This window comes from Ensifer sp. Root142, assembly GCF_001426785.1.
Taxonomy (GTDB): Bacteria; Pseudomonadota; Alphaproteobacteria; order Rhizobiales; family Rhizobiaceae; genus Ensifer; species Ensifer canadensis.
Genome location: NZ_LMFK01000044.1, coordinates 134,537 through 155,664, shown reverse-complemented (window position 1 = coordinate 155,664; position 21,128 = coordinate 134,537). Strand labels below are relative to the sequence as shown.

At 62.0% G+C, this 21,128-nt stretch carries 16 protein-coding genes; 9 read left to right on the top strand and 7 right to left on the bottom strand.

Annotated features, from left to right (window positions below):
• A complete protein-coding gene (locus tag ASD52_RS29275; RefSeq protein ID WP_025427195.1) occupies nucleotides 1-870 on the top strand; it encodes a cytochrome c1 in 870 nt (289 codons plus the stop codon).
• 1,273 nt (nucleotides 871-2,143) lie between these two features.
• Here the strand turns inward: ASD52_RS29275 and ASD52_RS29265 are convergent.
• Complete coding sequence (locus ASD52_RS29265) at nucleotides 2,144-8,872, bottom strand: kinesin (RefSeq protein WP_057214317.1); 6,729 nt, start codon at nucleotides 8,870-8,872, stop codon at nucleotides 2,144-2,146.
• Nucleotides 8,873-9,479: 607 nt separating this feature from the next.
• On the opposite strand from ASD52_RS29265, the gene ASD52_RS29260 reads away from it, so the two are divergent.
• Both ASD52_RS29260 and ASD52_RS29255 read left to right on the top strand, forming a co-directional pair.
• The gene (locus ASD52_RS29260) at nucleotides 9,480-9,848 is read left to right on the top strand and encodes an Hpt domain-containing protein (protein WP_025427193.1); all 369 of its coding nucleotides are present in this window, start codon (nucleotides 9,480-9,482) and stop codon (nucleotides 9,846-9,848) included.
• A gap of 181 nt (nucleotides 9,849-10,029) precedes the next feature.
• A complete protein-coding gene (locus tag ASD52_RS29255) occupies nucleotides 10,030-10,350 on the top strand; it encodes a 2Fe-2S iron-sulfur cluster-binding protein (RefSeq protein WP_025427192.1) in 321 nt (106 codons plus the stop codon).
• A 463-nt stretch (nucleotides 10,351-10,813) separates the two neighbouring features.
• Here the strand turns inward: ASD52_RS29255 and ASD52_RS29250 are convergent, their stop codons facing one another.
• Nucleotides 10,814-11,443 carry a DUF922 domain-containing protein gene (locus tag ASD52_RS29250; protein WP_025427191.1) on the bottom strand — a complete coding sequence of 210 codons (630 nt, stop codon included), beginning with the start codon at nucleotides 11,441-11,443 and terminating at the stop codon, nucleotides 10,814-10,816.
• Nucleotides 11,444-11,548: 105 nt separating this feature from the next.
• On the opposite strand from ASD52_RS29250, the gene folP reads away from it, so the two are divergent.
• Genes folP through folK form a run of 3 tightly spaced genes read left to right on the top strand, consistent with a single transcriptional unit; the run spans nucleotide 11,549 to nucleotide 13,297 of the window.
• A complete protein-coding gene (gene folP, locus ASD52_RS29245) occupies nucleotides 11,549-12,400 on the top strand; it encodes a dihydropteroate synthase (protein WP_025427190.1) in 852 nt (283 codons plus the stop codon).
• 14 nt (nucleotides 12,401-12,414) lie between these two features.
• Nucleotides 12,415-12,783, top strand: a complete 369-nt coding sequence (gene folB, locus ASD52_RS29240; RefSeq protein ID WP_025427189.1) for a dihydroneopterin aldolase — start codon at nucleotides 12,415-12,417, stop codon at nucleotides 12,781-12,783.
• A 1-nt stretch (nucleotide 12,784) separates the two neighbouring features.
• On the top strand, nucleotides 12,785-13,297 hold the full coding sequence (gene folK, locus ASD52_RS29235; RefSeq protein WP_057214319.1) for a 2-amino-4-hydroxy-6-hydroxymethyldihydropteridine diphosphokinase: 513 nt from the start codon (nucleotides 12,785-12,787) through the stop codon (nucleotides 13,295-13,297).
• A 69-nt stretch (nucleotides 13,298-13,366) separates the two neighbouring features.
• Here folK and ASD52_RS29230 read toward each other — a convergent pair whose 3' ends face one another.
• Complete coding sequence (locus ASD52_RS29230) at nucleotides 13,367-13,918, bottom strand: hypothetical protein (RefSeq protein WP_025427187.1); 552 nt, start codon at nucleotides 13,916-13,918, stop codon at nucleotides 13,367-13,369.
• Between the two features lie 248 nt (nucleotides 13,919-14,166).
• Here ASD52_RS29230 and ASD52_RS29225 point away from each other — a divergent pair, with 248 nt between their 5' ends.
• Together ASD52_RS29225 and ASD52_RS29220 are read left to right on the top strand one after the other, a co-directional pair.
• Nucleotides 14,167-15,030 carry a cytochrome b/b6 domain-containing protein gene (locus ASD52_RS29225; RefSeq protein ID WP_162250506.1) on the top strand — a complete coding sequence of 288 codons (864 nt, stop codon included), beginning with the start codon at nucleotides 14,167-14,169 and terminating at the stop codon, nucleotides 15,028-15,030.
• Entirely contained in the window at nucleotides 15,027-15,815 is a 789-nt protein-coding gene (locus ASD52_RS29220; protein ID WP_025427185.1) for a molybdopterin-binding protein, read from the top strand. The genes ASD52_RS29225 and ASD52_RS29220 overlap by 4 nt, the downstream gene beginning before the upstream one ends.
• A gap of 110 nt (nucleotides 15,816-15,925) precedes the next feature.
• On the opposite strand, the gene ASD52_RS29215 is transcribed toward ASD52_RS29220, so the two are convergent.
• From ASD52_RS29215 to ASD52_RS29205, 3 genes are all read right to left on the bottom strand, one after another.
• Nucleotides 15,926-17,011: a TIGR01620 family protein gene (locus ASD52_RS29215; protein WP_057214322.1), complete on the bottom strand. Its 1,086-nt coding sequence runs from the start codon at nucleotides 17,009-17,011 to the stop codon at nucleotides 15,926-15,928.
• The gene (locus ASD52_RS29210) at nucleotides 17,008-18,501 is read right to left on the bottom strand and encodes a YcjX family protein (RefSeq protein WP_025427183.1); all 1,494 of its coding nucleotides are present in this window, start codon (nucleotides 18,499-18,501) and stop codon (nucleotides 17,008-17,010) included. Before ASD52_RS29210 ends, ASD52_RS29215 begins: the two co-directional genes overlap by 4 nt.
• Nucleotides 18,502-18,621: 120 nt before the next feature.
• Nucleotides 18,622-19,143 carry a histidine phosphatase family protein gene (locus ASD52_RS29205; protein ID WP_057208685.1) on the bottom strand — a complete coding sequence of 174 codons (522 nt, stop codon included), beginning with the start codon at nucleotides 19,141-19,143 and terminating at the stop codon, nucleotides 18,622-18,624.
• Between the two features lie 415 nt (nucleotides 19,144-19,558).
• On the opposite strand from ASD52_RS29205, the gene dksA reads away from it, so the two are divergent.
• Nucleotides 19,559-19,978, top strand: a complete 420-nt coding sequence (gene dksA / locus ASD52_RS29200; protein ID WP_025427181.1) for an RNA polymerase-binding protein DksA — start codon at nucleotides 19,559-19,561, stop codon at nucleotides 19,976-19,978.
• 101 nt (nucleotides 19,979-20,079) lie between these two features.
• On the opposite strand, the gene ASD52_RS29195 is transcribed toward dksA, so the two are convergent.
• The gene (locus ASD52_RS29195; protein WP_057208683.1) at nucleotides 20,080-21,045 is read right to left on the bottom strand and encodes a flagellar biosynthetic protein FliO; all 966 of its coding nucleotides are present in this window, start codon (nucleotides 21,043-21,045) and stop codon (nucleotides 20,080-20,082) included.
• Nucleotides 21,046-21,128 lie beyond the last annotated feature (83 nt).

The following is a 21,128-nucleotide window of genomic DNA, read 5'->3' as shown; positions in this document are numbered from 1 at the left end:
ATGAAAAAGCTTGTAACAGGCATTCTGTCACTTGCTGTCGTCGCTGGCCTCGGTCTCGGAGCTGCTGTCGCTGAAGAGGCGGCAGGTGGCGCGGAGCATGGCGGCGGCACGCCCCACTATCCGATCCACAAGCCTGAGCAGCAGGACTGGTCGTTTGCCGGCCCGTTCGGCAACTACGACAAGGGTCAGCTGCAGCGTGGCCTGAAGATCTACACCGAAGTCTGTTCGGCCTGCCACTCGATGAATCTGGTGGCATTCCGTACGCTCGAAGGCCTCGGCTATTCCGACGCACAGGTGAAGGCCTTCGCCGCGAACTACGAAGTTCAGGACGGCCCGAACGCTGACGGCGAAATGTACACCCGCAAGGCCGTGCCTGCGGATCACTTCCCGTCGCCGTACCCGAACAAGGAAGCAGCTGCTGCTTCCAACAACGGGGCTGCACCGCCGGACTTCTCGCTGATCGCCAAGGCGCGCGGCATCGAACGCGGCTTCCCGCAGTTCGTCTTCGATATGTTCTGGCCTTACCAGGAAGGTGGCCCGGATTATATCCACGCGCTGCTGACCGGTTACCATGAGCCGCCGGAAGGCGTTCAGGTCGCCGAAGGCACGCACTACAACCCTTACTTCGCCAACGCTTCTGCGCTGGCGATGGCCCAGCCGATCTCCAACGATCAGGTTACCTACGAGGATGGCACGCCGCAGACGGTGGACCAGTATGCCAAGGACGTTTCGGCCTTCCTGATGTGGGCAGCCGAGCCGCACCTGGAAGACCGCAAGCGCACCGGCTTCATGGTCATGGTGTTCCTGCTGATCTTCACCGGTCTCGTCTACCTGACCAAGAAGTCGGTTTACGCCAACAAGGAACATTGATCGCAGACTGGCTTCGCCAGCTTGATCGAAACCTTAGAAAGGCCCCGGTTTGTCCGGGGCCTTTTGTTTTGCGCGGTGTTGTTTTCGTTCGACGGTGCGAAATGCGCATGAGGTGGCTCTGCCTGGACGGGAAAGAGCAACCTGGTGTCAATGCGGTGATGGGGTATCCGAGCCTTGTCTCGTGTTGTCGAACCGTGGCGCGATTGGTTGCGTCGGACCAGTGGGTCGGATCGCTGCTACTTCCCGAAATAAGCGCCTTTGGGGGTATGTGCCGGCTGCCGCCGGAATGCACTCAAACGCGCTGATGCAACGCAATGCCGCGTAGCTACTATGGTGGTGGCCGCCAGGTCGTTCTCGTCATGAGGAGTGAACCGCGACATCTGTCGCGTCGGGCTAATGCCAGATGCATGAGATGCTCGCGGCAGCTTCCGCAGGAGATAGTTAAGGTGTGGATACATACCACTGCGGAACCTGGCAGGGCGTCCGCCTGGGCCTGGGCAGAATTTTAGAATGCTAGGCATGTCTGCTGTCTTCTGGTCAGCGTTTGCTGATCATGCGACGAACATGCCCGGGCTTTTCCAAGCTCGAACCGCGCCTTTCTCGATTGTGGTCGACGGTGCGCCAAACGCCGTTCTCCTGCACTCCGGCCCACACCGCCAAGATTGGCTGCGGGATACTCTTGTGGACAATGGCGTCGGCCAGCCGACGCTATGAAAGGGTCATCCGTTGGGTGCTTGGTACTCCGCCACCTCGGCAGCATCGGCGGTGATGTAGTACGGCAGTTTGCCGTAGGTAGCCGCCGGTAAGCTGCCCACGTTGGCGCGCAACGCGCGTGGAGTAACTCTGCCATTCAAATGGGACTAGTGAAGCGGCTTCCGCTCCTGGGGCGTGCTTGCGCCGTAACATTGGCGATGCCGCGCATCCTTGAACTTAGGGCACTGTGCCGCCGCCAACGGCACTGTGCTGGCACCGACGCGCCACTTTTCAATGTCGATCCTCGGCGCCCGACGGCACCGGGTGGTTGGGGAAGATCGGCGGTGATGATGCGGCAGGGATTTTGGGTTCGACAGTGTGGTATCCGGATACAATGCGGTATCTGGGTAAGGCACACAACGACCGTCATCGCGCCGTGGGTCACACTGGGTCGATGCAGAACATCTCGAAGCCCTCGATGCGGACGCGAACCTGTTGCGCGCTTCCGCTGTGGACGACACATGTGAAAACGGCCCCACCTTGCGATGGGGCCGTCAAATCTTGCCGGTCGGGCTGCCTCTTAGTTGAAGCGGCCGGCGGCGTGGGCGAGCATCGTGTAGACCTTGCCCGTGTCGGATGTAAGGTAGGTCTGGGTGATGCGCTTGTCCGGATCGTTGCGTGCGACATCGGCGAGCAGCTTTTCGAAGTCGGCGATGTAGCGATCGACGGCGGTGCGGAATTCCGGCTCGCGGTCGTACTTGCGCTTGATCTCGTCGAAGGTCTGCTGGCCCTTCAGCGTATAGAGCCGGCGGGTGAAGACGTCGCGCTCGCCGCGCTGGTAGCGGCGCCACAGGTCGACCGATGCGTCGTGGTCGATGGCCCGGGCGATATCGACCGAAAGCGAGTTCAGCGATTCCACCACGTGGCGCGGGTTGCGGTTATCGCCGCTGCGGGCAACCGGCTGGCTTTCTGCCGGGCGCTGCGGTGCGGCTGCCGGCGCTTCTTCCCGCGACGCGGCACGCAGCAGGTCTCGCATCCAGCCACCGCCTTCTGCGACTTCGCTGGTGACGGCCTGCGTTTCCGGCTGGGCCGGGGCAGGCTGCTGGACGGTCGCCTGTTCGATGCCGAGGCTGCCGCGCAGGGCAGGCGCCGGATCCTGGCGACGCGGCTCTGCGACCGGCTGCTGGACCGGACGGGCGACAGGCGCTGCAGCCACAGCAGCGGCAGCAACCGGCTGCTGGCGCAGCGGCTGGGCGACTTCGAGCTGCGTCGAGGACTTGCCGATGATTTCCGACAGCTCCTGCAGGGCCTTGATCTGCTCGGCCACGGCACGACGCATGACGGCGGCGTTTTCCTTGGCTTCCTCGGGCAGGTCGAAGGCGCTGCGCTTCAGCTCTTCGCGGGTCATATCGAGTTCCTTGCGGATCTCGCCGGCCGAGCGGCGGATATCGTCGGTCGCACCGCTGAAGCGGCCGATGGCGTCGTCGATCGCCACGCGAACGGCGTCGCGCAGCTGGATTGCGACGCCGTCGGACTTCTTGCCACTTTCGCTAAGCATGCGCTCGACGTCGGAGACAGACGACGCGACGCTGCCGCGCAGGCGGGACGCCACTTCCTTGGAGCGTTCCTCGGCGGTTGCGAATGCACCCTCGATTGAGGAACCCGCATCTTCGCCCACCTTGGCGATCGCCTGGCGGAGCGCCTCGGAGGCGCCGAGCGCGCGGCCCTCGACCGCCGAGAGCGTCTTGTTGACGTCGGCGAACGAGGTCTCGACGCCGGAGCGCAGCGTATCGGCAATCTGGCGCGACCGTTCTTCGGCGCGGGAGAAGACTGCCTCGACCGAGGCACCAGCCTCGTCGCCGGCCTGGGCCAGCGCATTGCGCATGGATTCGGCGGCTTCGGCTGCACGCTGTTCGGTGCTCGACAGCAGGCGGCCGACATCCGAGAAGGATTGCTGGATGCCGCTACGCAGATTACCAGCAACCAGACCTGAGCGCTCTTCGGCACGCTGGAAGGCACCATCGACGAAGCCTTCGAGTGCACGCATGGTGCGTTCGATTTCTTCCGAGCGCTGGACGAGGCCGACCGACAGGGTGCGCAAGGCATCCTGGCGTTCCTCGAGTGTGCTGACGAGGTTCGACTGGGCGGCGCCCAACAGGTCCGAGGCCTGGCCGAGCACCTTGGAGTGATCCTCGAAGCGGCCGACGATGCCGCCGATCTGCGACAGGGTAGAGGCCGAGATGTCCGAGAGCTTGTCGACCTTGCCTTCGATGAGGCGCGTAGAGGTCGACAGCATGTCGGAAGCCTGGCGCGTGGTTTCGGAGAATCGGGTGGCCGTAGCCTCCAGCCGCTGGTCCATGTCGCCGAGATTGTCGCTTGCCTGGTCGATGACAGTTGCGATCGCCGTGTTGTTGGCGGCGAGCTGGTCGATCAGGCCGAGGGCCGTCGACTGCAGACGGTTCTCGACCATCTTCATCGCCTTTGCCGTTTCCTCGGCGCGCAGCGAGATGGCGTTGAGCGTCTCGCCGGTGCGTTCGGTAATGGCATTGACCAATGCGGCATTTTCCGCGCGCAGGCGATCGGTGCTGTCCTTCGTCAGGCTGGCGATGCGCTCGGCAGCCTCACGGCCGGTTGCGGCATATTGATCGATGACCGGGCGTGCCTGCTCGTCGATGATGCGCGACAGTTCCATAGAGCGGCCGGCGAGCATCGAGTTGAGTTCGCGGGTCCGATCGTCGAGCGTGCTGCGGATCGCCTCACCACGGGCTTCCAGTGCCTTTTCGGCATCTGCCAAGCCCTGCTGGATGTTCTGGGCGTGGCTGGCAACCTGGCCATGCGTGGCGGCAAGGCGTGCAGTGGCGGTGTCAGAGGCATCGGCGACCGAGCGGGCGAGTTCGGCATGGCGTGCGGCCGTTGTCGAGGCGGTCTGCTCAATGGCATTTGCGAAGTCGGCGTTGCGGGCCGCCAGCACATTGGCGAAGTCCTGACCAGCCTTGGAAAGAAGGCCGGCGGAACGGGCCGCTTCCGCGTCGAGGTCCTGCGCTGCTTCGCTAACCGCGCTGCGAAGGCTGGTGACGAGACCGGCAGCCTTGCCCTCGATGCGGGCGGCTTCGGTGTCGAGTTCCTGGGCAACATCGCCGACTGCGCCGCGAAGGCTGGTGACGAGACCGGCAGCCTTGCCCTCGATGCGGGCGGCTTCAGTGTCAAGTTCCTGGGCAACATCGCCGACTGCACCGCGAAGGCTGGTGACGAGACCGGCAGCCTTGCCTTCGATGCGGGCGGCTTCGGTGTCGAGTTCCTGGGCAACATCGCCGACTGCACCGCGAAGGCTGGTGACGAGACCGGCAGCCTTGCCTCCGATGCGGGCGGCTTCGGTGTCGAGTTCCTGGACCACATCGCCGACTGCGCCGCGAAGGTTGCTGATGAGGTCCGCGGTCTTGCCTTCGATCCGGCCGGCCTCGGCGTCGATCTCCTGCGTCGCTTCGCTGACGGCGCCGCGCAGGCTGGTGACAAGCACCGCAGCCTTGCCTTCGATCGTGCGGTTGACGTTTTCGAGGCCGATGTTGAGGGCGCGGTCCATGGTGCCGAGGCGCTCTTCAATGCGGTCCGTACCGGCATTGATGGCGCTGGAGATGCGGCTTGCGGCTTCCTCGCTGACGCGGTCGATCTCGCCGGAACGCTCACCGAGGCTGTCGGCGATGCGCTGGCCGGCGTTGTCAACGATAGCGTTGACACTGTCGACGCTATCGCGGACGCGATCCTCCAGCGAGCCGAGGCTCGTTTCCAGGCGCAGACCGGTGTCATCGACCAAGGCATTGACGCTGCCGACACTGCCTCGAATACGGCTTTCCAGAGAACCGAGACTTGTCTCGATCTTGGCGCCGGTATCGTCGACGATGGCATTGACGCTTCCGACGCTGTCGCGGATACGATCCTCCAGGGTGCCAATGCTGGCCTCGATGCGGATACCGGTGTCGTCGACGATTGCGTTGACATTGCCGACGCTGCCGCGGATGCGGTCTTCCAAAGTTCCGAGGCGAGATTCGATGAGGCTGCTGGTTTCATCGACGATGACGCTGACCTTATCGACGCTCCCGTGCATCCGCCCCTCGAGCGAACCCAGACGGGTCTCGATGCGGGCGGCCGTGTCATCGACGATCGTGCTGACATTATCGACGCTGCCGCGCATACGGTCTTCGAGCGAGCCAAGACGGGTCTCGACACGAACACCCGCCGCATCGGCAATCGAACCGACATTTTCGGCACTGTCGCGCATGCGCTCTTCAAGCGCGCCAAGGCTTGTCTCGATGCGCAGACCGGTGTCGTCAAGGCGGTCGTTGAGGCCGTTGATCGACATGTCGACGCGGTTGGTCAGCGTGTCGGCGGCGAGGCTGATCTGGCCGGCCGTTTCCGCCAGGCGCTCGGCAATGTTGCCGGTCGTCGAGCGCATGCGGGCTTCCAGCGTTTCGCCGCTGCGGTCGATGATGCCGGCAAGTGCCGCTTGGCGCTCTTCGAGCGACATTTCGAGCATGCTGGCGCTGGTGGCAAGGCTGGTGGCGATCGACACGGACTGGTCGGACAACATGCCTTCCAGCTGGTCGCGGCCCTGGTCGACGGCGAGGTTGATTGCGTTGATCCGGTCGTCGAGCGTGGCTCGAATCTGCTCGTGGGTCGAGGAGAGTGTTTCGCGCAGGTGCTCGGCGCGGCCGGTCAGCGTCTGTTCGATTTCCGTCGCCTTGCCGGCGAGCGAGGCTGTCGCCTCGGTGGTGCGCGCGGTCAGCGCCTCGGCGATCTGGGCGCTGGTGGCCGTCAGGACGTCCGAGATCTTGCCCACGCGGCCGCTGAGGTCTTCGGCAATGCGAGCGCTGGTGTTGGTAAGAGTGTCGGAGATCTGGCTGACGCGGCCACCGAGGTTTTCGGCAACGAGGGATACGCTGTCCGAAAGCTTCTGTTCGATTTCACCGACACGGTCGGTCATCGTCTCGGCAACGGCCGTGGCGCGGAAGGTGAGGTTGTCGGCGACGTCTTCGGCATGACGGCTCAGGGAATCTGCCATTTCGTTGGCGCGGGCCGTCATCGTCGAGGTGATGTGGGCGGAGCGATCGGCGAGAACGCCGTCGAGTGCCGATGTCTGGGTCGAAAGGGTTTCTGCAATCGCCTGGCTGCGTTCCGAAAGAACACGCTCCAGCCGGTCGGCCGTTTCGCCGACGGCACCTTCGATCGCGTCCGTTCCGGTCGAAAGCACGGTCGAAAGGGCAAGGGTGCGCTCGGACAGGGTGTTGTCGAGGCGGTGCTGGCTTGCCGCGATGGCGCTGGTGATCTCGTCGGTCGAGCCGGTCAGCGTCTGCTCGATGCGGGCATGGGCCGCGTGCAGGCCATCGACGAACTGTGCCGTGCGGGTGTCGAGGCCCTCGGTCAGGCGCTGTTCGCTTGATGTCAGTGCATTTGCAAGCGCATCTGCGCGCTGGCCAAAGCCGTTCTCGATGCGATCCTGAGCCTCGGACAAGGCGCCCATCAGGCTGCTGGTCTTTTCGGAAAGAACGCTGTCGATGCGGCTATGGGCTCCGCCGATCAGGTTGCTGAGATCGGACGTGCGGCTGCCGATCGTCTCCTCGATGAAGTCGTGGGTGGCGCCGAGTGCTGTCGCGAGTGTGAGCGACTGATCCGAAAGCGCCGAGCCGATCTTCTCGATGCTGCTGTCGAGCGCGCCACCGATGGCATCCGAACCGCCACTGACGGTCTCGTTGATGCGGTGCAGGCTTTCCATCAGCTTGGTGTCGAGCAAGCTGGCGCGCTTGTCGAAGGCCGATGCGAACTCGTGGAAGCGTTCGTCGAAGGCGGTGGCAAGGTGGCCGACTGTCGTCTGCAGCTTTTCTTCGAAGAATCCGCCGCGCAGATCGAGATCCATGATGGCATCGTCGGCGCTGGAGCGCAGGCTCTGGCGGAAATGCGCACCCTTTTCGTCGAGGGTGGCGTTGAGCGTCGCGAGCACGTCTTCGAGGCCGCCGGCAATTGCCTGCTGGCCGACGCTCAGGCTTTCGTTGAGGTCGCGGGTGCGGGCAATCAGCGTTTCATTGAGCTGGCGGGCGCGCTCGTTCAGCGCGGCATTCAGCTTTTCAGTGTTAGCATCGAGCGAGGAGGCGCGGGTCTCGAACTGGCCGAGCAGCTGCTCGCCGCGCTTTGTCAGCGTATCGCTCAGCTGGTCGAGGCGGGTGTCGAATTCGCTGCTGAGGCCGAGGCCGGCTGCCGTCAGGCCGGAAAGGAGCGAGTCCGTGCGGTTCGACAGCATGGTGCTGATGTTCTGCAGCGCCGTGTCGGACTTTTCGCTGAGTGCCGCTGCCCGCGTGTCGATCAGCGAGGCAAAAGCCTCGCCGGAGATGGCGATGCGCGAGGCGATGTCTTCGCCGGCCTGGTCGAGATCGTCCTTCAGCTTGCCATGCGCACCGGCGATGGTCGAGCGGATGCGCTCGGAGTGGCCGATGATGGCTTCGCGCTCAAGGCCCAGCTCCTGAACCAGCGTACGCACGCGCAGTTCGTTTTCGCTGTAGCTGCGCTCGAGCGCATTCACCTCGGAGTGAACCAGCGTTTCGAGTTCGGTGGCGCGCGCAATCGTGCGCTCGATGCCTTCGTTCATCGCCGAGACTTCGCGGCGAACGGCCTGACCGACGGTCATGACCCGGTCGGCGGCCGCAGTTTCCGGTTCGGCCAGGCGCAATGCCACTTCGGCCATGGAGCGCGCGGCGTTGCGCAGTTCCTGCGCGCGGGCGATCATGATGGCGAAGGAGAAGAAGAGCATGATCGGCAGCGCGATGCCAATGGCGACGCCGACGGCACCCGGGGTGGCAGCGAGATCGCTCAGCGAGCGGATCTGCCAGATCTGTGGGCCATAGAGCAGGTTGGCGACACCGATGCCGGCCACGGCCCAGATCACCGAAACGAGGGCTGCGACACGGATGGCGGCGCGGTTCGAGCGAACGTCGAGGGCGCGCAACATGGCAGCCGGAGAGCGGCGCCCATCGTCGTTTGCCGGAGAAAGGGGAGGCGACTTTGGCGCAGGTTCAGGAGCGAGCCCGCGTGCGGCGTCATTTGCTCGCGCGGCGCGGGGGGCTTCCTGCTGAGGCTTGGCATTTCGGCTGTGATCGGGCTGAGCAGCCTGATTAGTGGAGTCAGACACATTTTCCTCCGGATTATCCAAGGAAGTCTTGTCGTTAGGGCTCGACTTAAGCTCGTCAAAATCGATCTTAAGGGCCGCTTCCAGAGCCTGGAAGGCCTTTTCATCAATTGACTCGTTGCTCTTCTTCGTCGCCATAGGGATACGCCTCATTACCTTTTGCCTGCGATGAAGCGTGTCCATTTGATCCGCGATTGCGGCCAGGCACTGACTTCACCGGGGCGGTGACGGCAAGATACGCGCATCACATCTACGCAATACCCTACTGAACACCACTGCATTTCCTCGATGGATAGTCGGAATTGACCCTCGAGGGCACCACTCGCACAGCTTATCCACCGGAACGGTTGCCATTTTCGTACGCAAGCCCGTTCCTAACCGTATCGTAGTGACACATTAGCCCGGTTGTTACAATTAAGAGCACTCCAGCTTCATTAAAATCCTAATGAATTCTTAATGTGGCAAAGGGGTTTAGGTCGGAAAAGGCAAGGAAATCAGGAGGTTTAACGAGCGTTAACCATTTTCCCAGATTCCTGCCTATATTGCGCCCCGTTTTAAGCCGATAGCAGCGCCCGCCCGTGGAGGATGGTAGCTCGCAAACCGTAGCGATCGTCCGGCGACGAAGCTTGGTGAACAGGCGTCGTCGGTCACGGTGTCCGTGCCGCCCATGGCAATTGGACCGCGAATGTCGCGGGACGGCGTCGGATAAAGACCAACAGCATACAAACAATAGGGAAATTGGCTCATGGCGGCCCTCAGAATTGCCTTCGAAGCTCCCGACACTCCGGGTAGCTCTTCTCTTTCCGGCAAGAAGCCCATCGATTTTGCCCACCTTGCCGCGCAGACAATGGGAGACAAGGCGCTCGAAATCGAAGTGCTGCAATTGTTCGCCCGTCAGGCACGCAAGGTGATGAAGGAAATCACCGATGGCGACGTGAATGGACGTGCCCAGGCGGCCCATCAGTTGAAGGGGGCCGCACTCGCTGTCGGCGCCGTCGACGTCGCTGCTGCGGCCGGCGCGATCGAACAGCGTCCGACCGATGCGGCTTTGCCCGACGTTCTTGCAGAGAGCGTGCTTGAGGCTGAACTGTTTATCCTGAAGCTCTGCCGCTGATTGCAGCGAGCCACAAAGGTGCATCGCGGCCCGCGCTGAAACGCCGCGTCCGCGATGCAACTGCCGGCTGTTGTTGACTGGATGGCCGAATTGTTGGAAGAACTTTCCCTGAATTCGCGCCCGCCGCCCCGCGCGGCTTTGCGCAATCGGCCAGTCCCATCAGCTTATTCCGGAAAGTGACATGACAAAACTTACGATCGTTGCCTTTGATGGCACGCGCCACGAACTCGATGTCGAGAACGGCTCGACCGTCATGGAGAACGCCGTTCGCAATTCGGTTCCGGGTGTCGAAGCGGAGTGTGGCGGGGCCTGTGCCTGTGCCACCTGTCATGTCTATGTCGACGATGCCTGGACGGCTGTCGTCGGCGCTCCGGAAGCGATGGAAGAGGACATGCTGGATTTCGCCTATGATGTCCGTCCGACCTCGCGGCTTTCCTGTCAGATCAAGGTCAGCGATGCGCTGGACGGGCTCGTCGTGCACGTGCCCGAACGCCAGGCCTGATCGCTGGCCGTTGGCGCCCATCTTCAGTCTATCGATCTATTGATGTCATGTTTGCCAAAAAAGCGCCTCGCTGGTCGTGTGACGAGCGAGGCTAGGAGGGCGCATCGCACGCAGATGAGGGAGGGAACATCTGCTGCATGAAGACACGCCAGGAGAACCTGTATTTGCTGCGTCGTCGAGCTTTGCGCTTAAAGAAACGAAACGACACTGCTGAACTCAAGTAACGGCAATATTTATACGTCGTGCAAGACCATGATGGTCCGCCAAATTCCTTTCGACAACGGAGGGTTGGATTTCAATTCGCCCCCACGTTCCATATTCTGAATATAAGCGAGTCGCTCAGCTGTAGCTATCGCTAGATTTCACCAATAAAATACTGTGGGTGCGCACTCGTTGAACAGGTCGCCTCAAAGTATATTCCGGCTATGCTTATGTCGGTCGTGACCGTTGAACAGCGACCTGTCTAGCGCTGCGTTTTCTTCAGCGCATCCAGCCGGTATTGCAGCAATCGGATTATGCGCTTGTCGAAATTGGCCGCCTCCGTCCGGTCGAACCGGGCCTGGTCCTTGTCGTGAGCGGCGATCGCTTCGGTACTGGCGCGTGTGACGCTTTCTTGCATCTGTTCGCAGTCCGCCTGCGGCCTCAGGGCCAGAAACATCTTCTCCATCTCGCGGGCGTGGTTGCGGGCGATCTCGGCGTGGCGTTCCTCGTGCCGCTTGATATCGCTCGACAACGTATCCCAGACCAGAGCGAGGTCGCGGCTGGCCTGCTTGCGATATTTCCAGCGCGGCAGGATGATGCGCGTGCTGAGCGTGACGCGGGCGACGCCGACCGCGCAGCGTCCGCCGCGATTGACGTAGGTGATCGTGCCGCCAAACTTGATCCGCGTCGCGCCCGGATGGCGCGCGCCCGTCGATTTCATCATCGGCCCGGCTTTGGACAGAGCTTTGTCGAGGTCCGCCGCCGTGCGGCCGCCGATCGAGAAATAGGAAAAGCTCTTGTTTATCACCGTTTCGCCGGACGCAGAGCCCAAGGGCATGGCAACCAGAAGGGCAAGAAGGGCGGCTTTGAACGGAACGCGTACTCGAGACATCAATGCGTAGTTCTCTTTAGTTGAACTTCAATCAAGCTTGGGGCATAGCCAGCGTGGGTGCAACAGCAAATCGAAATGGTTGTCTGCGGCGCATCGTGAGGGGAAATGACTTACAATCCATTTCAAAATTTTCATTGGAAGCTGGCGCATGGCCGTAGTCTCGAACTGGGGCCGCGTGGCGTTTTGATGGCGATCATCAATGTTACCCCCGACTCTTTCTCCGATGGCGGTCGTTTCACGGATACGGCAGCAGCCGTTGTCCAGGGCAAGCGCTGCATCGACGACGGCGCCCTGATCCTCGATGTTGGCGGTGAATCGACCAGACCGGACGCAGCGCCCGTGAGTGCCAAAGAGGAACAGAACCGGATCTTTCCGGTCATCGCGGCATTGGCGCGCGACACCGATGCGCTCATTTCAGTCGATACCTATAGGGCAGAGACCGCACGGCTTGCCGTCGACGCTGGCGCCCACATCATCAACGACGTGCACGGCCTTCAGCGCGAACCGGATATCGCGCGGGTTGCTGCGCAGACGGGCGCCGGGCTCTGCATCATGCACACAGGCCGCGATCGCCAGAAGCTTGCCGATGTGGTGGACGACCAGTTCCATTTCCTAGACCGCTCGCTGCAGATCGCGGCAGAAGCCGGCATCGAACGCGAACGGATCGTGCTTGATCCGGGCTTCGGCTTTGCCAAGGACACGGAAGAGAACCTCGAACTGATGGCGCGGTTTACCGAATTGCACCGTTTCGAGCTGCCTTTTCTGGTCGGCACGTCACGCAAGCGGTTCCTTGGTGCTGTCACCGAACGAGAGCCGGCGGACCGCGATGCCGCCACCGCGGCGACCACGGCCCTGCTACGCATGGCGGGTGCGGCCATTTTCCGCGTACATGATGTCGCAAACAGCAGGGATGCGCTGATGGTGGCGGATGCTATGCTGGGTGCAAAGAAGAGCTGACGGGACGGAAAACCATGAGCGCGACCTATACGATCACCCTGAAAAACTGTGCCTTCTTTGCGCGCCATGGCGTTCTCGACGAGGAAGAATTCCTCGGGCAACGGTTTTTCGTCGATGCGGAGCTTGAAGTGGAGCAAGGCTCGGCGCTGGTCGATGATTCGATCGACGACACCGTGCATTACGGCATCGCCTTTACCGAAATCGAGCGCATCGTCACCGGTCGGCGGCGCTATCTGATCGAGGCGCTGGCGCTCGAGGTCGCAAAGACCCTGTGCGTGCGTTTTCCGCAGGTCCGGCGTGCCAAGGTCTCCGTCCGCAAGCCGAATGCACCGGTTCCCGGAATTCTCGATTATGTCGAAGTCACGGTCGAGCACGTCGCCTGAGATGAGCGGGCATATCGCAACTTTGGGACTTGGCGGAAACCTGGGCGAGCCGAGAAGGGCCATGGCAGATGCATTGCAGATGCTCGATGCCAGGCCGGATTGCGCGGTTCGGGCCGTTTCGCGTCTGTATCGGACACCACCCTGGGGCAAGACCGATCAGGACTGGTTCTTCAACGCCTGCGCCGAAGTCGAAACGTTGCTCGGCCCGGAGACATTGCTGGACGCCTGCCTTGATATCGAGCGGCAGATGAAGCGGGTGCGCGACGAACGCTGGGGCCCGCGCACGATCGACATCGATGTCCTCACCTTCGGCGACCTGTCCCAGACCGAGACCAAGCTGGAGCTACCACATCCGCGCATGACTGCGCGCGGTTTCGTCCTGATGCCGCTTGCGGACTTTGCCTCCGGCATGCGTGTGAACGGACGGCGGGTCGAAGACTGGCTGGCGGATGCCGACGTCACCGGCATCGAGGTGGTGGACGAAGACAGGGGATGGTGGCGGGCAGGGGCCTGAGTTCGAGTAGCACAAAAAGAAAAGCCCCAGCGTTTGGCCGGGGCTTTTCTCCGCAATCTGGACTGTCGTCTACTTGATCGAGCCGACGGCGATGTTGTCGAGCTGGCGGTTGAGACTGACGCCGATCACCGGCACCATTGTATCCTCGACCTTCACCGAGATGGTGATGTTCATGGTCGAGTCGTTCTGGAGCCGGGCGATCATCGCGCCGTTCAGCTTCTTGCGGTTGATGCCGACGACGACCTTGTCCTTGGCGACGTTGCCGGAGACTACGTCGAGACCCTTGCCATCAGCGCCGTCGAGAAATTTTCCGGTGTAGCTGCCGCCCTTCTGGGTGATCAGCGCCGACATCGGTTGCTTGAACACGCCGACGCGGCAGAAGCCGTCGAGCTTGATGCCGGCATCATTGCCGGCAACCGGTTCGCCGGCGAGATCGCAGGTGAACTTGGTGCCCTTGTATTTCCCGGCGACGATCTCGCCGGGGCCCTTCCACTGGCCGGAGACTTTCTCGAAGAAAGCCTTGTCCTTGCCACCGGAAATGGCTGGCGTAGCAACGCCGACGGTTGCTGCGAGCGCGAAGGCGGCAGCGCCGCGAGCGATCAAAGAAGGGCGCGAGAACATAAACGATCCTTGATGGGTCAACGTCCGAAACTAGGAGCCACATTTGCGCGCAAATGGTTAATGGACGGTTTCTTTCGGGCTGATATCAAGGCTTCTTTGTGTCGGTGATGCGCTCTGTGCGCCGCAGATCGGATGGCTGCAAGGCAGTCACGGCGGCCTCACCGTCATGTGCTACGATGCGCGCAGACGTGTTTATGAAACTCTATCGCAACGGCGTACGTATCCACTTGAAACGCGGAGGTTTCATGATGGCAGCGGCGATCAACAGCACCACCCCGGAAACGGACATCTCGCAGGCACTCATAATCCGCCGCCACGGACTTGCCACGCGGCTGACCCATTGGCTGTGGGCACTGGCATTGTTCTTCCTGCTCCTGAGTGGCCTGCAGATCTTCAACGCCCACCCGACGCTTTATCTTGGGCAGCAATCGGGCTTTGCCTTCGACAACGGCGTGCTGTCCATCAGCGCCGCCCGGACGCAAGATGGAGAGGTCAGGGGCGTGACGACGCTGCTCGGCCGGGGGGTCGACACGACGGGTGTTCTCGGGGTCAGCGGCGCCGCAGACCGGCGTGACTACAGGGCATTTCCAGCCTGGCTAACGGTGCCTTCTTATCAAGACCTGGCGACGGGCCGGGTGATACATTTCTTCTTCGCGTGGCTTTTTGCGACCGTCTTTCTTGTCTGGTTGGTTGCGAGCCTGATCAACGGGCACCTGTGGCGCGACATCCTGCCATCGGCCTCCGATATCAGCGGCCTGCCACGAAGTTTCGTCAACCACGTGCGGTTCCGATTCGATCACGGCCGCAGCTACAATGGCTTGCAGAAACTCTCCTATGCCGCTGTTTTGCTCGTCTTTTTTCCGTTGATGATCCTGACGGGGCTGACGATGTCGCCGGGCATGGACGCGGCCTGGCCATGGTTGATCGACGTCTTTGCCGGTCGACAGACGGCACGCACGATCCACTTCGTCGTCATGCTTTTGCTCGTGGGCTTCTTCGCCATACACATCTTCATGGTTTTTGCCGCCGGGCCGATCAACGAATTGCGCTCGATGATAACAGGGCGTTACCGCATCGATAGCGAGGCGCAGCGCAAGGAGGCAGGGCAATGACGCGGCTTCTGATCAATCGCAGGCGCTTTTTGACCGCCGCCGGCATTGCCGCCTCGACGTTGCCTCTTGCAGGTTGTGATGCATTCGATGGAATCCTGCAAAACAGAAGCCCGGTCCGTGATGTCCTGGCATCGGCGAACAGCCTGACTTATCGGGTACAGCGGCTATTGATGGACGCGGACCGGCTGGCGCCTGAGTTCGCCGAAAGCGAAATCCGCCAGGGACAACGGCCGAACGGCTCGACCGATCCGACCGACCCGGAGTATATCGCCCTCCAGCAGGATTTTTCCGGATACCGCCTCGGCGTCACCGGTTTGGTCGAAAAGCCGCTCAGCCTGACATTGGCCGAATTGCGCAACATGCCGTCGCGGACACAGATCACCCGCCACGACTGTGTCGAGGGCTGGAGTTGCATCGCCAAATGGTCGGGCGTTCCGCTAGCCAAGGTACTTGATGAAGCCAAGATCAGACCGGAAGCGCGTTATGTCGTCTTCCATTGCTTCGATCGCATGGGTCTCGGGCTTTCCGGACCGACGGCCTACTACGAATCGATCGACCTCATCGATGCGCGCCATCCGCAGACGATCCTTGCCTATGGATTGAACGGACGGTCACTTCCGGTCGCCAATGGCGCGCCGCTTCGAGTGCGCATCGAGCGGCAGCTCGGCTACAAGATGGCGAAGTACATCAGTGCCATCGAGGTCGTTGCGGATCTTTCGACGTTCGGTCGTGGACGCGGCGGCTTCTGGGAAGACTTGGGCTATGAGTGGTATGCGGGCATCTAGTTCTACAGGCCGCGCGTCTTTTCAGACGCGCAAAGGTCGCTGAAGCACTTTGAATTTCTGCATGTTTTCATCCTTAAGTCGGGTAGGTTTTAGGAAACATGCAGTCGTTTCTAGACGTCGCCGTTCTGACTAGCCGCGCGACCGGCACCGGGCGCGAGGTCCGAAAGAAAGTCGCCGATCCCGGGACGTTTCAGTGCTCTGAAAGGCATCGGTCGGCAAAGGTCCATGGCAGCGATGCCGATGCGGGCGGCCATCAGTCCATTGATTACGCCTTCGCCGAGCCGGGCCGAGAGTTTTGACGCCAAGCCGTGGCCAAGCACCTGCTGGATGAGGCTGTCACCGGCGGCGATCGAGCCGGTGACAGCGAGATGGGCGATAACGTCGCGCATCAGCCTGATCATGCCGAGCGTACCGGGGCGGCCGCCATAAAGCTCGGCCATCGCGCGGATCATGCGAGCGGATTCATAAAGCACATAGCCGAGATCGACGAGCGCGCGGGGGCTGACGGCGGTGACGATCGACACGCGCTTGGAAGCGGCGAGAATGATGCGCCGGGCCTCGCGATCGAGCGGCGTCAACAATTCGCGCTCCGTCAGGTCAAGCAGATGCGGGCCATCGATGATTTCGCCTTCGGTTTCCTTAAGGCGCGTACGACCGCGTGCCGTGCGCGGATTGGTGGCGAGAAGATGGACGAGTTTTTCCGAAGCGGACCGTGCCAGCTTGGTATTGCCGGAAGCGGCGGCATTCTCCGTTTCCGTCTTCAAGCTCTGGACGGCAGTCAGTTGCATCATGCCTGAAAGCTCGCGGCCAATGACTACCAGCAGTGCCAGGAGCCCGATGGCAACGATACCCATTGCGGCATAGCCGAGCCAGTCGGCGCGGGAAAACAGGTCGCGGATGAGGCGGTCGACCCAAAGACCCGTCGCCAGCGAGAGGAGAATGCCGAATGCCCCCATGGCGATCTTGCCGACGGACAGGCGACGCCTGCGCGGGTTTGCCTCCGGCAAAGCGAGGCTTTCGACGCCAAGCGTCGTTTCCCGGAAGGGATCCTCCGTGTCGGGGGTCATCACCACCTTGTCGTCGAAGCTCGCCGGGGCGCGGCGGGGGCGGTCGCTTTCCGCCGGCTTCTGCTCCGGATCCGGGTTCACCGAAAAAGCACCGGGCTTTCGGCCACGGCTGTTGAAATCGTCACTCATGCCAACCGGTCTCCGAACAGGAACTGCATCGCCCGATCGAGCCGGATATGCGGCACCGACAGCTTCAATCCGCCGCCCGTCTCTTCAAGATGCGGCGGCCGGAAGCGCACGAAACTGAGCTCGGGCATCGGGTGCACGTCGCCGAATTTTTTCGCCGACGCATCGGCATCAAGCGCCCTAAAAAAAACTTCAGGATCATCCGGCAAGTCACCGGGAAATATCGCTGTTTTCCCTTCACCGTCGAAGGTCTCGCCGTTGATCTTCTCGCCAGCGATCGGTGTTCCGACGATAACCGGAAGCGTATGCCCTCCATGGTCGACCGTGGCCTCGCGTGTCGCCCGGACCGAGGCGATCGCCATGACCTCGAGCCCCGCACCGCTCATGCCGATGCGGGCGGCTGCCCGGCTGACGAGACGCGCCGTGATGCGCTCCAACCGATCGTGGCTTTCGTGGTGCAGATGGTCCGCCTTCGTCGCGGCGATCAGCACCTTGTCGATCCGTCGGGTCAGGAAAGACGAGAGCCAGCTGTTCGTGCCGGGACGGAAGCAGGCGAGCACGTCGGCCAGCGCCTGCTCCAGATCGAGCAGCGCTTCCGGCCCGCCATTGATCGCCTGTAGCGCATCCACCAACACGATCTGACGGTCGAGCCGAGCAAAATGCTCGCGGAAGAACGGGCCGACGACGTGCTTCTTGTAGGCTTCGTAGCGGCGCTCCATCATCGCCCAGAGCGAACCTTTCGGCGCACGGCCCTCGGGCAGGTCGGGCAGTGGCGAGAAGGTCAGGGCAGGTGAGCCCTCGAGATCGCCCGGCATCAGGAAGCGACCGGGCGGCAGGGTCGAGGGCGAGCTCGCGTCCGCCTTGCAGGCTTTGAGGTAGGCGGTGAAGCTTTCGGCGAGCCGGCGCGCGCTGCTTTCATCGGCGATCGCCGTTGGTCCCGCAGATGAGGCAAGCGTCAGCCAATCCGCCGACCGGTTGGCGCGGCCCGGAGCACGGGCGCGGGCAACCGAATTGTCGCTGAACTGCTTGAAATCCTGTGCGAGTAGCGGCAGATCAAGTAACCATTCACCGGGATAATCGACGATATCGAGCGACAGCCGGCCGGCCGAGAACAGCCTGTTCCAGCCGCTGGCGCTCTCGAAATCGAGGGTAATGCGAAGCTGCGAGATCGCGCGGGTCGAATCCGGCCAGATACGATCGCGCACCAGGGCGGCAATGTGATCCTCGTACTGAAAGCGCGGCACGGCGTCGTCCGGCTGGGGTTCAAGCCTTATCTTCGAGACGCGGCCGGAGCGCACCGGCTCGAACACCGGCAGCCGTCCGCCGTTGAGGAGATTGTGGACCAGCGACGAGATGAAGACGGTCTTTCCGGCTCTCGAAAGCCCGGTGACGCCCAGCCGGATAGAGGGATTGACGAGGCCCGATGCACGATCGGTGAGATTGTCGAATGCAATCAGGGCGTCGTCTTTGAAGCTGGTCAGATTTGGCGCCAAGTCGTGCTATCCCTCGCGGACCTTGCCGCTTTCGTTCATGCGAATGTCTGCCAGACGTGCGGCAGGTCCTGTTTGCCTTGGCGATATAGGAAATATTTCCCGCACCGCAACAATGGCATGTCATTTCGGTTCCCTGGTTGGCAGGATCAGCGACACCAGCGTGGCCGTTGCGGCGCCGCCTGGGCCTCCCTGTAAGTCAAGGATCGCAAGGGCTGCCGGCGGATAACCATGCGGAAGGGCGTCGGTCGCCGCCTCGTTCCCGGCAAAGCGGCGGAAGAGTTCGTCAATCATCGGATTGTGTCCGACGATCATCAACGAATTCAGATGCCTGTTTGCATCGATGATATCGGTATAGACGCTTGCCGGGCCGGTATAGAGCGCATCGACATAGCGGATCTGGATGTCTTCGCTGACGGATCGGAAGAAGGGTTCCGCGGTCTGGCGACAGCGGACCGCCGTCGAGCACAAGATCAGCTCCGGCCGGATGCCGCGATCGGCAGCCATCTGCGCGATCAGTTCCGCCTCGGCATATCCTACGTCGTCGAGCGCGCGATCGAAATCACGTTGACCGGGCAAGGCCCAACCGGAGCGGGCATGACGCAGAAGGAAGAGACGGAAGGGCCTGGCGGCACTGTCTTGCATATATTGAATTCCGGTAGCTGCCGGCCGCGGGTCGCGACGGGATAAAGTATCGCCGGATCGGGGTCTTGCGCGTCTCGCGGCGGATCACCACCTTTTCCCGTCGATGATGCAAAGATCAAGCTGTGAACCGCTTTTTTCAGGGGATTGCCCGGTTGCCGCCGGGCGCACCAATCCCGGCAAAAGGGCGGCGTCGCGCTGGCGGCAGAACATCCAAGTTACGACCGGTCTTCTTGGCGCCGGGTAGGTGATCATCTCTACGACTAAGATCTCATCTGTAATTTTGATGAAATATTCGCCAGTTAGCCTGAATTGCAAGCATTGTTAAAATACGGTTGAGTGTCTAATCCGAGGCTTGAATCGCGGCTTCCATGGGGCTATACACCGCCGCAATGAGATGTTCTTCAGGAGAATCGCGTTGAGTGAGAAGATCGATCTTAGTACCTTTGTCCTCTCGGAGGACGAGGAATTCATGAATGCCACCCACCGGGCCTATTTCCGGGCCAAGCTGAATGCTTGGAGAAACGACATCCTTCGCGAGGCACGCGAGACACTGGATCACTTGGCCGAGGAGAGCGCCAATCATCCCGATCTCGCCGACAGGGCCTCTTCCGAAACAGACCGGGCGATTGAACTGAGAGCCCGCGACCGTCAGCGGAAGTTGATCTCGAAAATCGATGCGGCGCTACAGCGGCTCGATGAAGGGACCTACGGCTATTGCGAGGAAACGGGAGAGCCGATCGGCTTGAAGCGTCTGGACGCCCGACCGATCGCAACGCTCTCGATCGAGGCGCAGGAGCGCCACGAGCGTCGGGAAAAGGTCTATAGGGACGAATAAGGGTCCGATTTCCGGATCAGTCTTGAGAAAAAGGCGCGGGTTGACCGCGCCTTTTTCTTTTTGCTGAATGTTTGTTCCGTGGTGAAATGACGCCGAATGTGTCAAGGCTTACGGCCGGCGGAGATGTCGGCGAGCATGCGGTTCATCTCTTCCTCGATCGTCGGCTCCTTGCGGACATCGTCGATCGGTGCGCCGAGCATCGGCTCATGGCGGGCGGCAGCGGCCACAGGCGCGCGATTTTCCGGACGTGCGGCCGCCGCAGCCGGCGTCAGCCGCTGCAGGTCACCGCTGATTTCGGCGTCGAGGATACGTTCGAAGTCCGAAAGCGCGCTTTGGGCAACGGGCTGCGATTGGGCAACGGCTGCAGGACGCTGTTCCTGCACTGGCGGCTGGGTCGGCAGCACGCGGCTGCGGGCGGCATCGAAGATGCCCTCGACCTTCTCGGCCGTATTGACAGGGGCAACGATCTCGGGCGCCTGTGGCGCAACCCTTTCGACCGGACGCGGCTCAATGGCCATCACGGGGGCCATCACAGGAGCCGGGCGCTGTTCGACAATCGGGCGAACCGCCGGGGCCGGCTCGACACGCGCAACCGGCTGCTCCTGCGGTATCGCCGCCGGACGCACTGGCGCGGCGACGGCCATCTCCGGCTGTACGACAGGGCGCAACTGCACCGGCGCTGCTGCCCTTGTCTCTGTTCCATTGCCGCTGGCAACCGGCTGCTCGATCGGCTTGCGCTCGATGACTGCCGGACCGTCGTTCGCTGAGGCGCTCTCATCGATCGGTGCAATCCGGCTTTCGATGACGATATCCGTAGGTCCGCCGATCATGATCAGGTGTTCGACGTCGTCGCGACGCACGAGCACCAGGCGACGGCGTGTGTCGACAGCGGCCGCATCGAGCACAGCGAGGCGAGGCTGCCTGTTCTTGCCGCCGCGAATGAAGGGCGACGACGGCCTGTTGCGCATGATCCAGAGCACGGCCACGAGGCACAGAAGCCCGATCGCAACGGCGCCGGCGGCGATAATGAATCGGCTACCGTTGTCTCCGACGATCGTTTCCATCATAGGCTGAACTCCTTAAAGCCTTTCGAGTGGCAGTATTTGACGGCTTTTTTCGGGCTTGGACAAGCACTTCGCCGACATTCCCT

Coding starts and splice junctions, on each gene's coding strand:
- ASD52_RS29225 (WP_162250506.1), top strand. CDS start 14,167: ATGGCAGCGGCGATCAACAGCACCACCCCGGAAACGGACATCTCGCAG.
- folB (WP_025427189.1), top strand. CDS start 12,415: ATGAGCGCGACCTATACGATCACCCTGAAAAACTGTGCCTTCTTTGCG.
- ASD52_RS29265 (WP_057214317.1), bottom strand. CDS start 8,872: ATGGCGACGAAGAAGAGCAACGAGTCAATTGATGAAAAGGCCTTCCAG.
- folP (WP_025427190.1), top strand. CDS start 11,549: ATGACTTACAATCCATTTCAAAATTTTCATTGGAAGCTGGCGCATGGC.
- ASD52_RS29250 (WP_025427191.1), bottom strand. CDS start 11,443: ATGTCTCGAGTACGCGTTCCGTTCAAAGCCGCCCTTCTTGCCCTTCTG.
- folK (WP_057214319.1), top strand. CDS start 12,785: ATGAGCGGGCATATCGCAACTTTGGGACTTGGCGGAAACCTGGGCGAG.
- ASD52_RS29215 (WP_057214322.1), bottom strand. CDS start 17,011: ATGAGTGACGATTTCAACAGCCGTGGCCGAAAGCCCGGTGCTTTTTCG.
- ASD52_RS29195 (WP_057208683.1), bottom strand. CDS start 21,045: ATGATGGAAACGATCGTCGGAGACAACGGTAGCCGATTCATTATCGCC.
- ASD52_RS29275 (WP_025427195.1), top strand. CDS start 1: ATGAAAAAGCTTGTAACAGGCATTCTGTCACTTGCTGTCGTCGCTGGC.
- ASD52_RS29220 (WP_025427185.1), top strand. CDS start 15,027: ATGACGCGGCTTCTGATCAATCGCAGGCGCTTTTTGACCGCCGCCGGC.
- ASD52_RS29255 (WP_025427192.1), top strand. CDS start 10,030: ATGACAAAACTTACGATCGTTGCCTTTGATGGCACGCGCCACGAACTC.
- ASD52_RS29230 (WP_025427187.1), bottom strand. CDS start 13,918: ATGTTCTCGCGCCCTTCTTTGATCGCTCGCGGCGCTGCCGCCTTCGCG.
- ASD52_RS29260 (WP_025427193.1), top strand. CDS start 9,480: ATGGCGGCCCTCAGAATTGCCTTCGAAGCTCCCGACACTCCGGGTAGC.
- ASD52_RS29205 (WP_057208685.1), bottom strand. CDS start 19,143: ATGCAAGACAGTGCCGCCAGGCCCTTCCGTCTCTTCCTTCTGCGTCAT.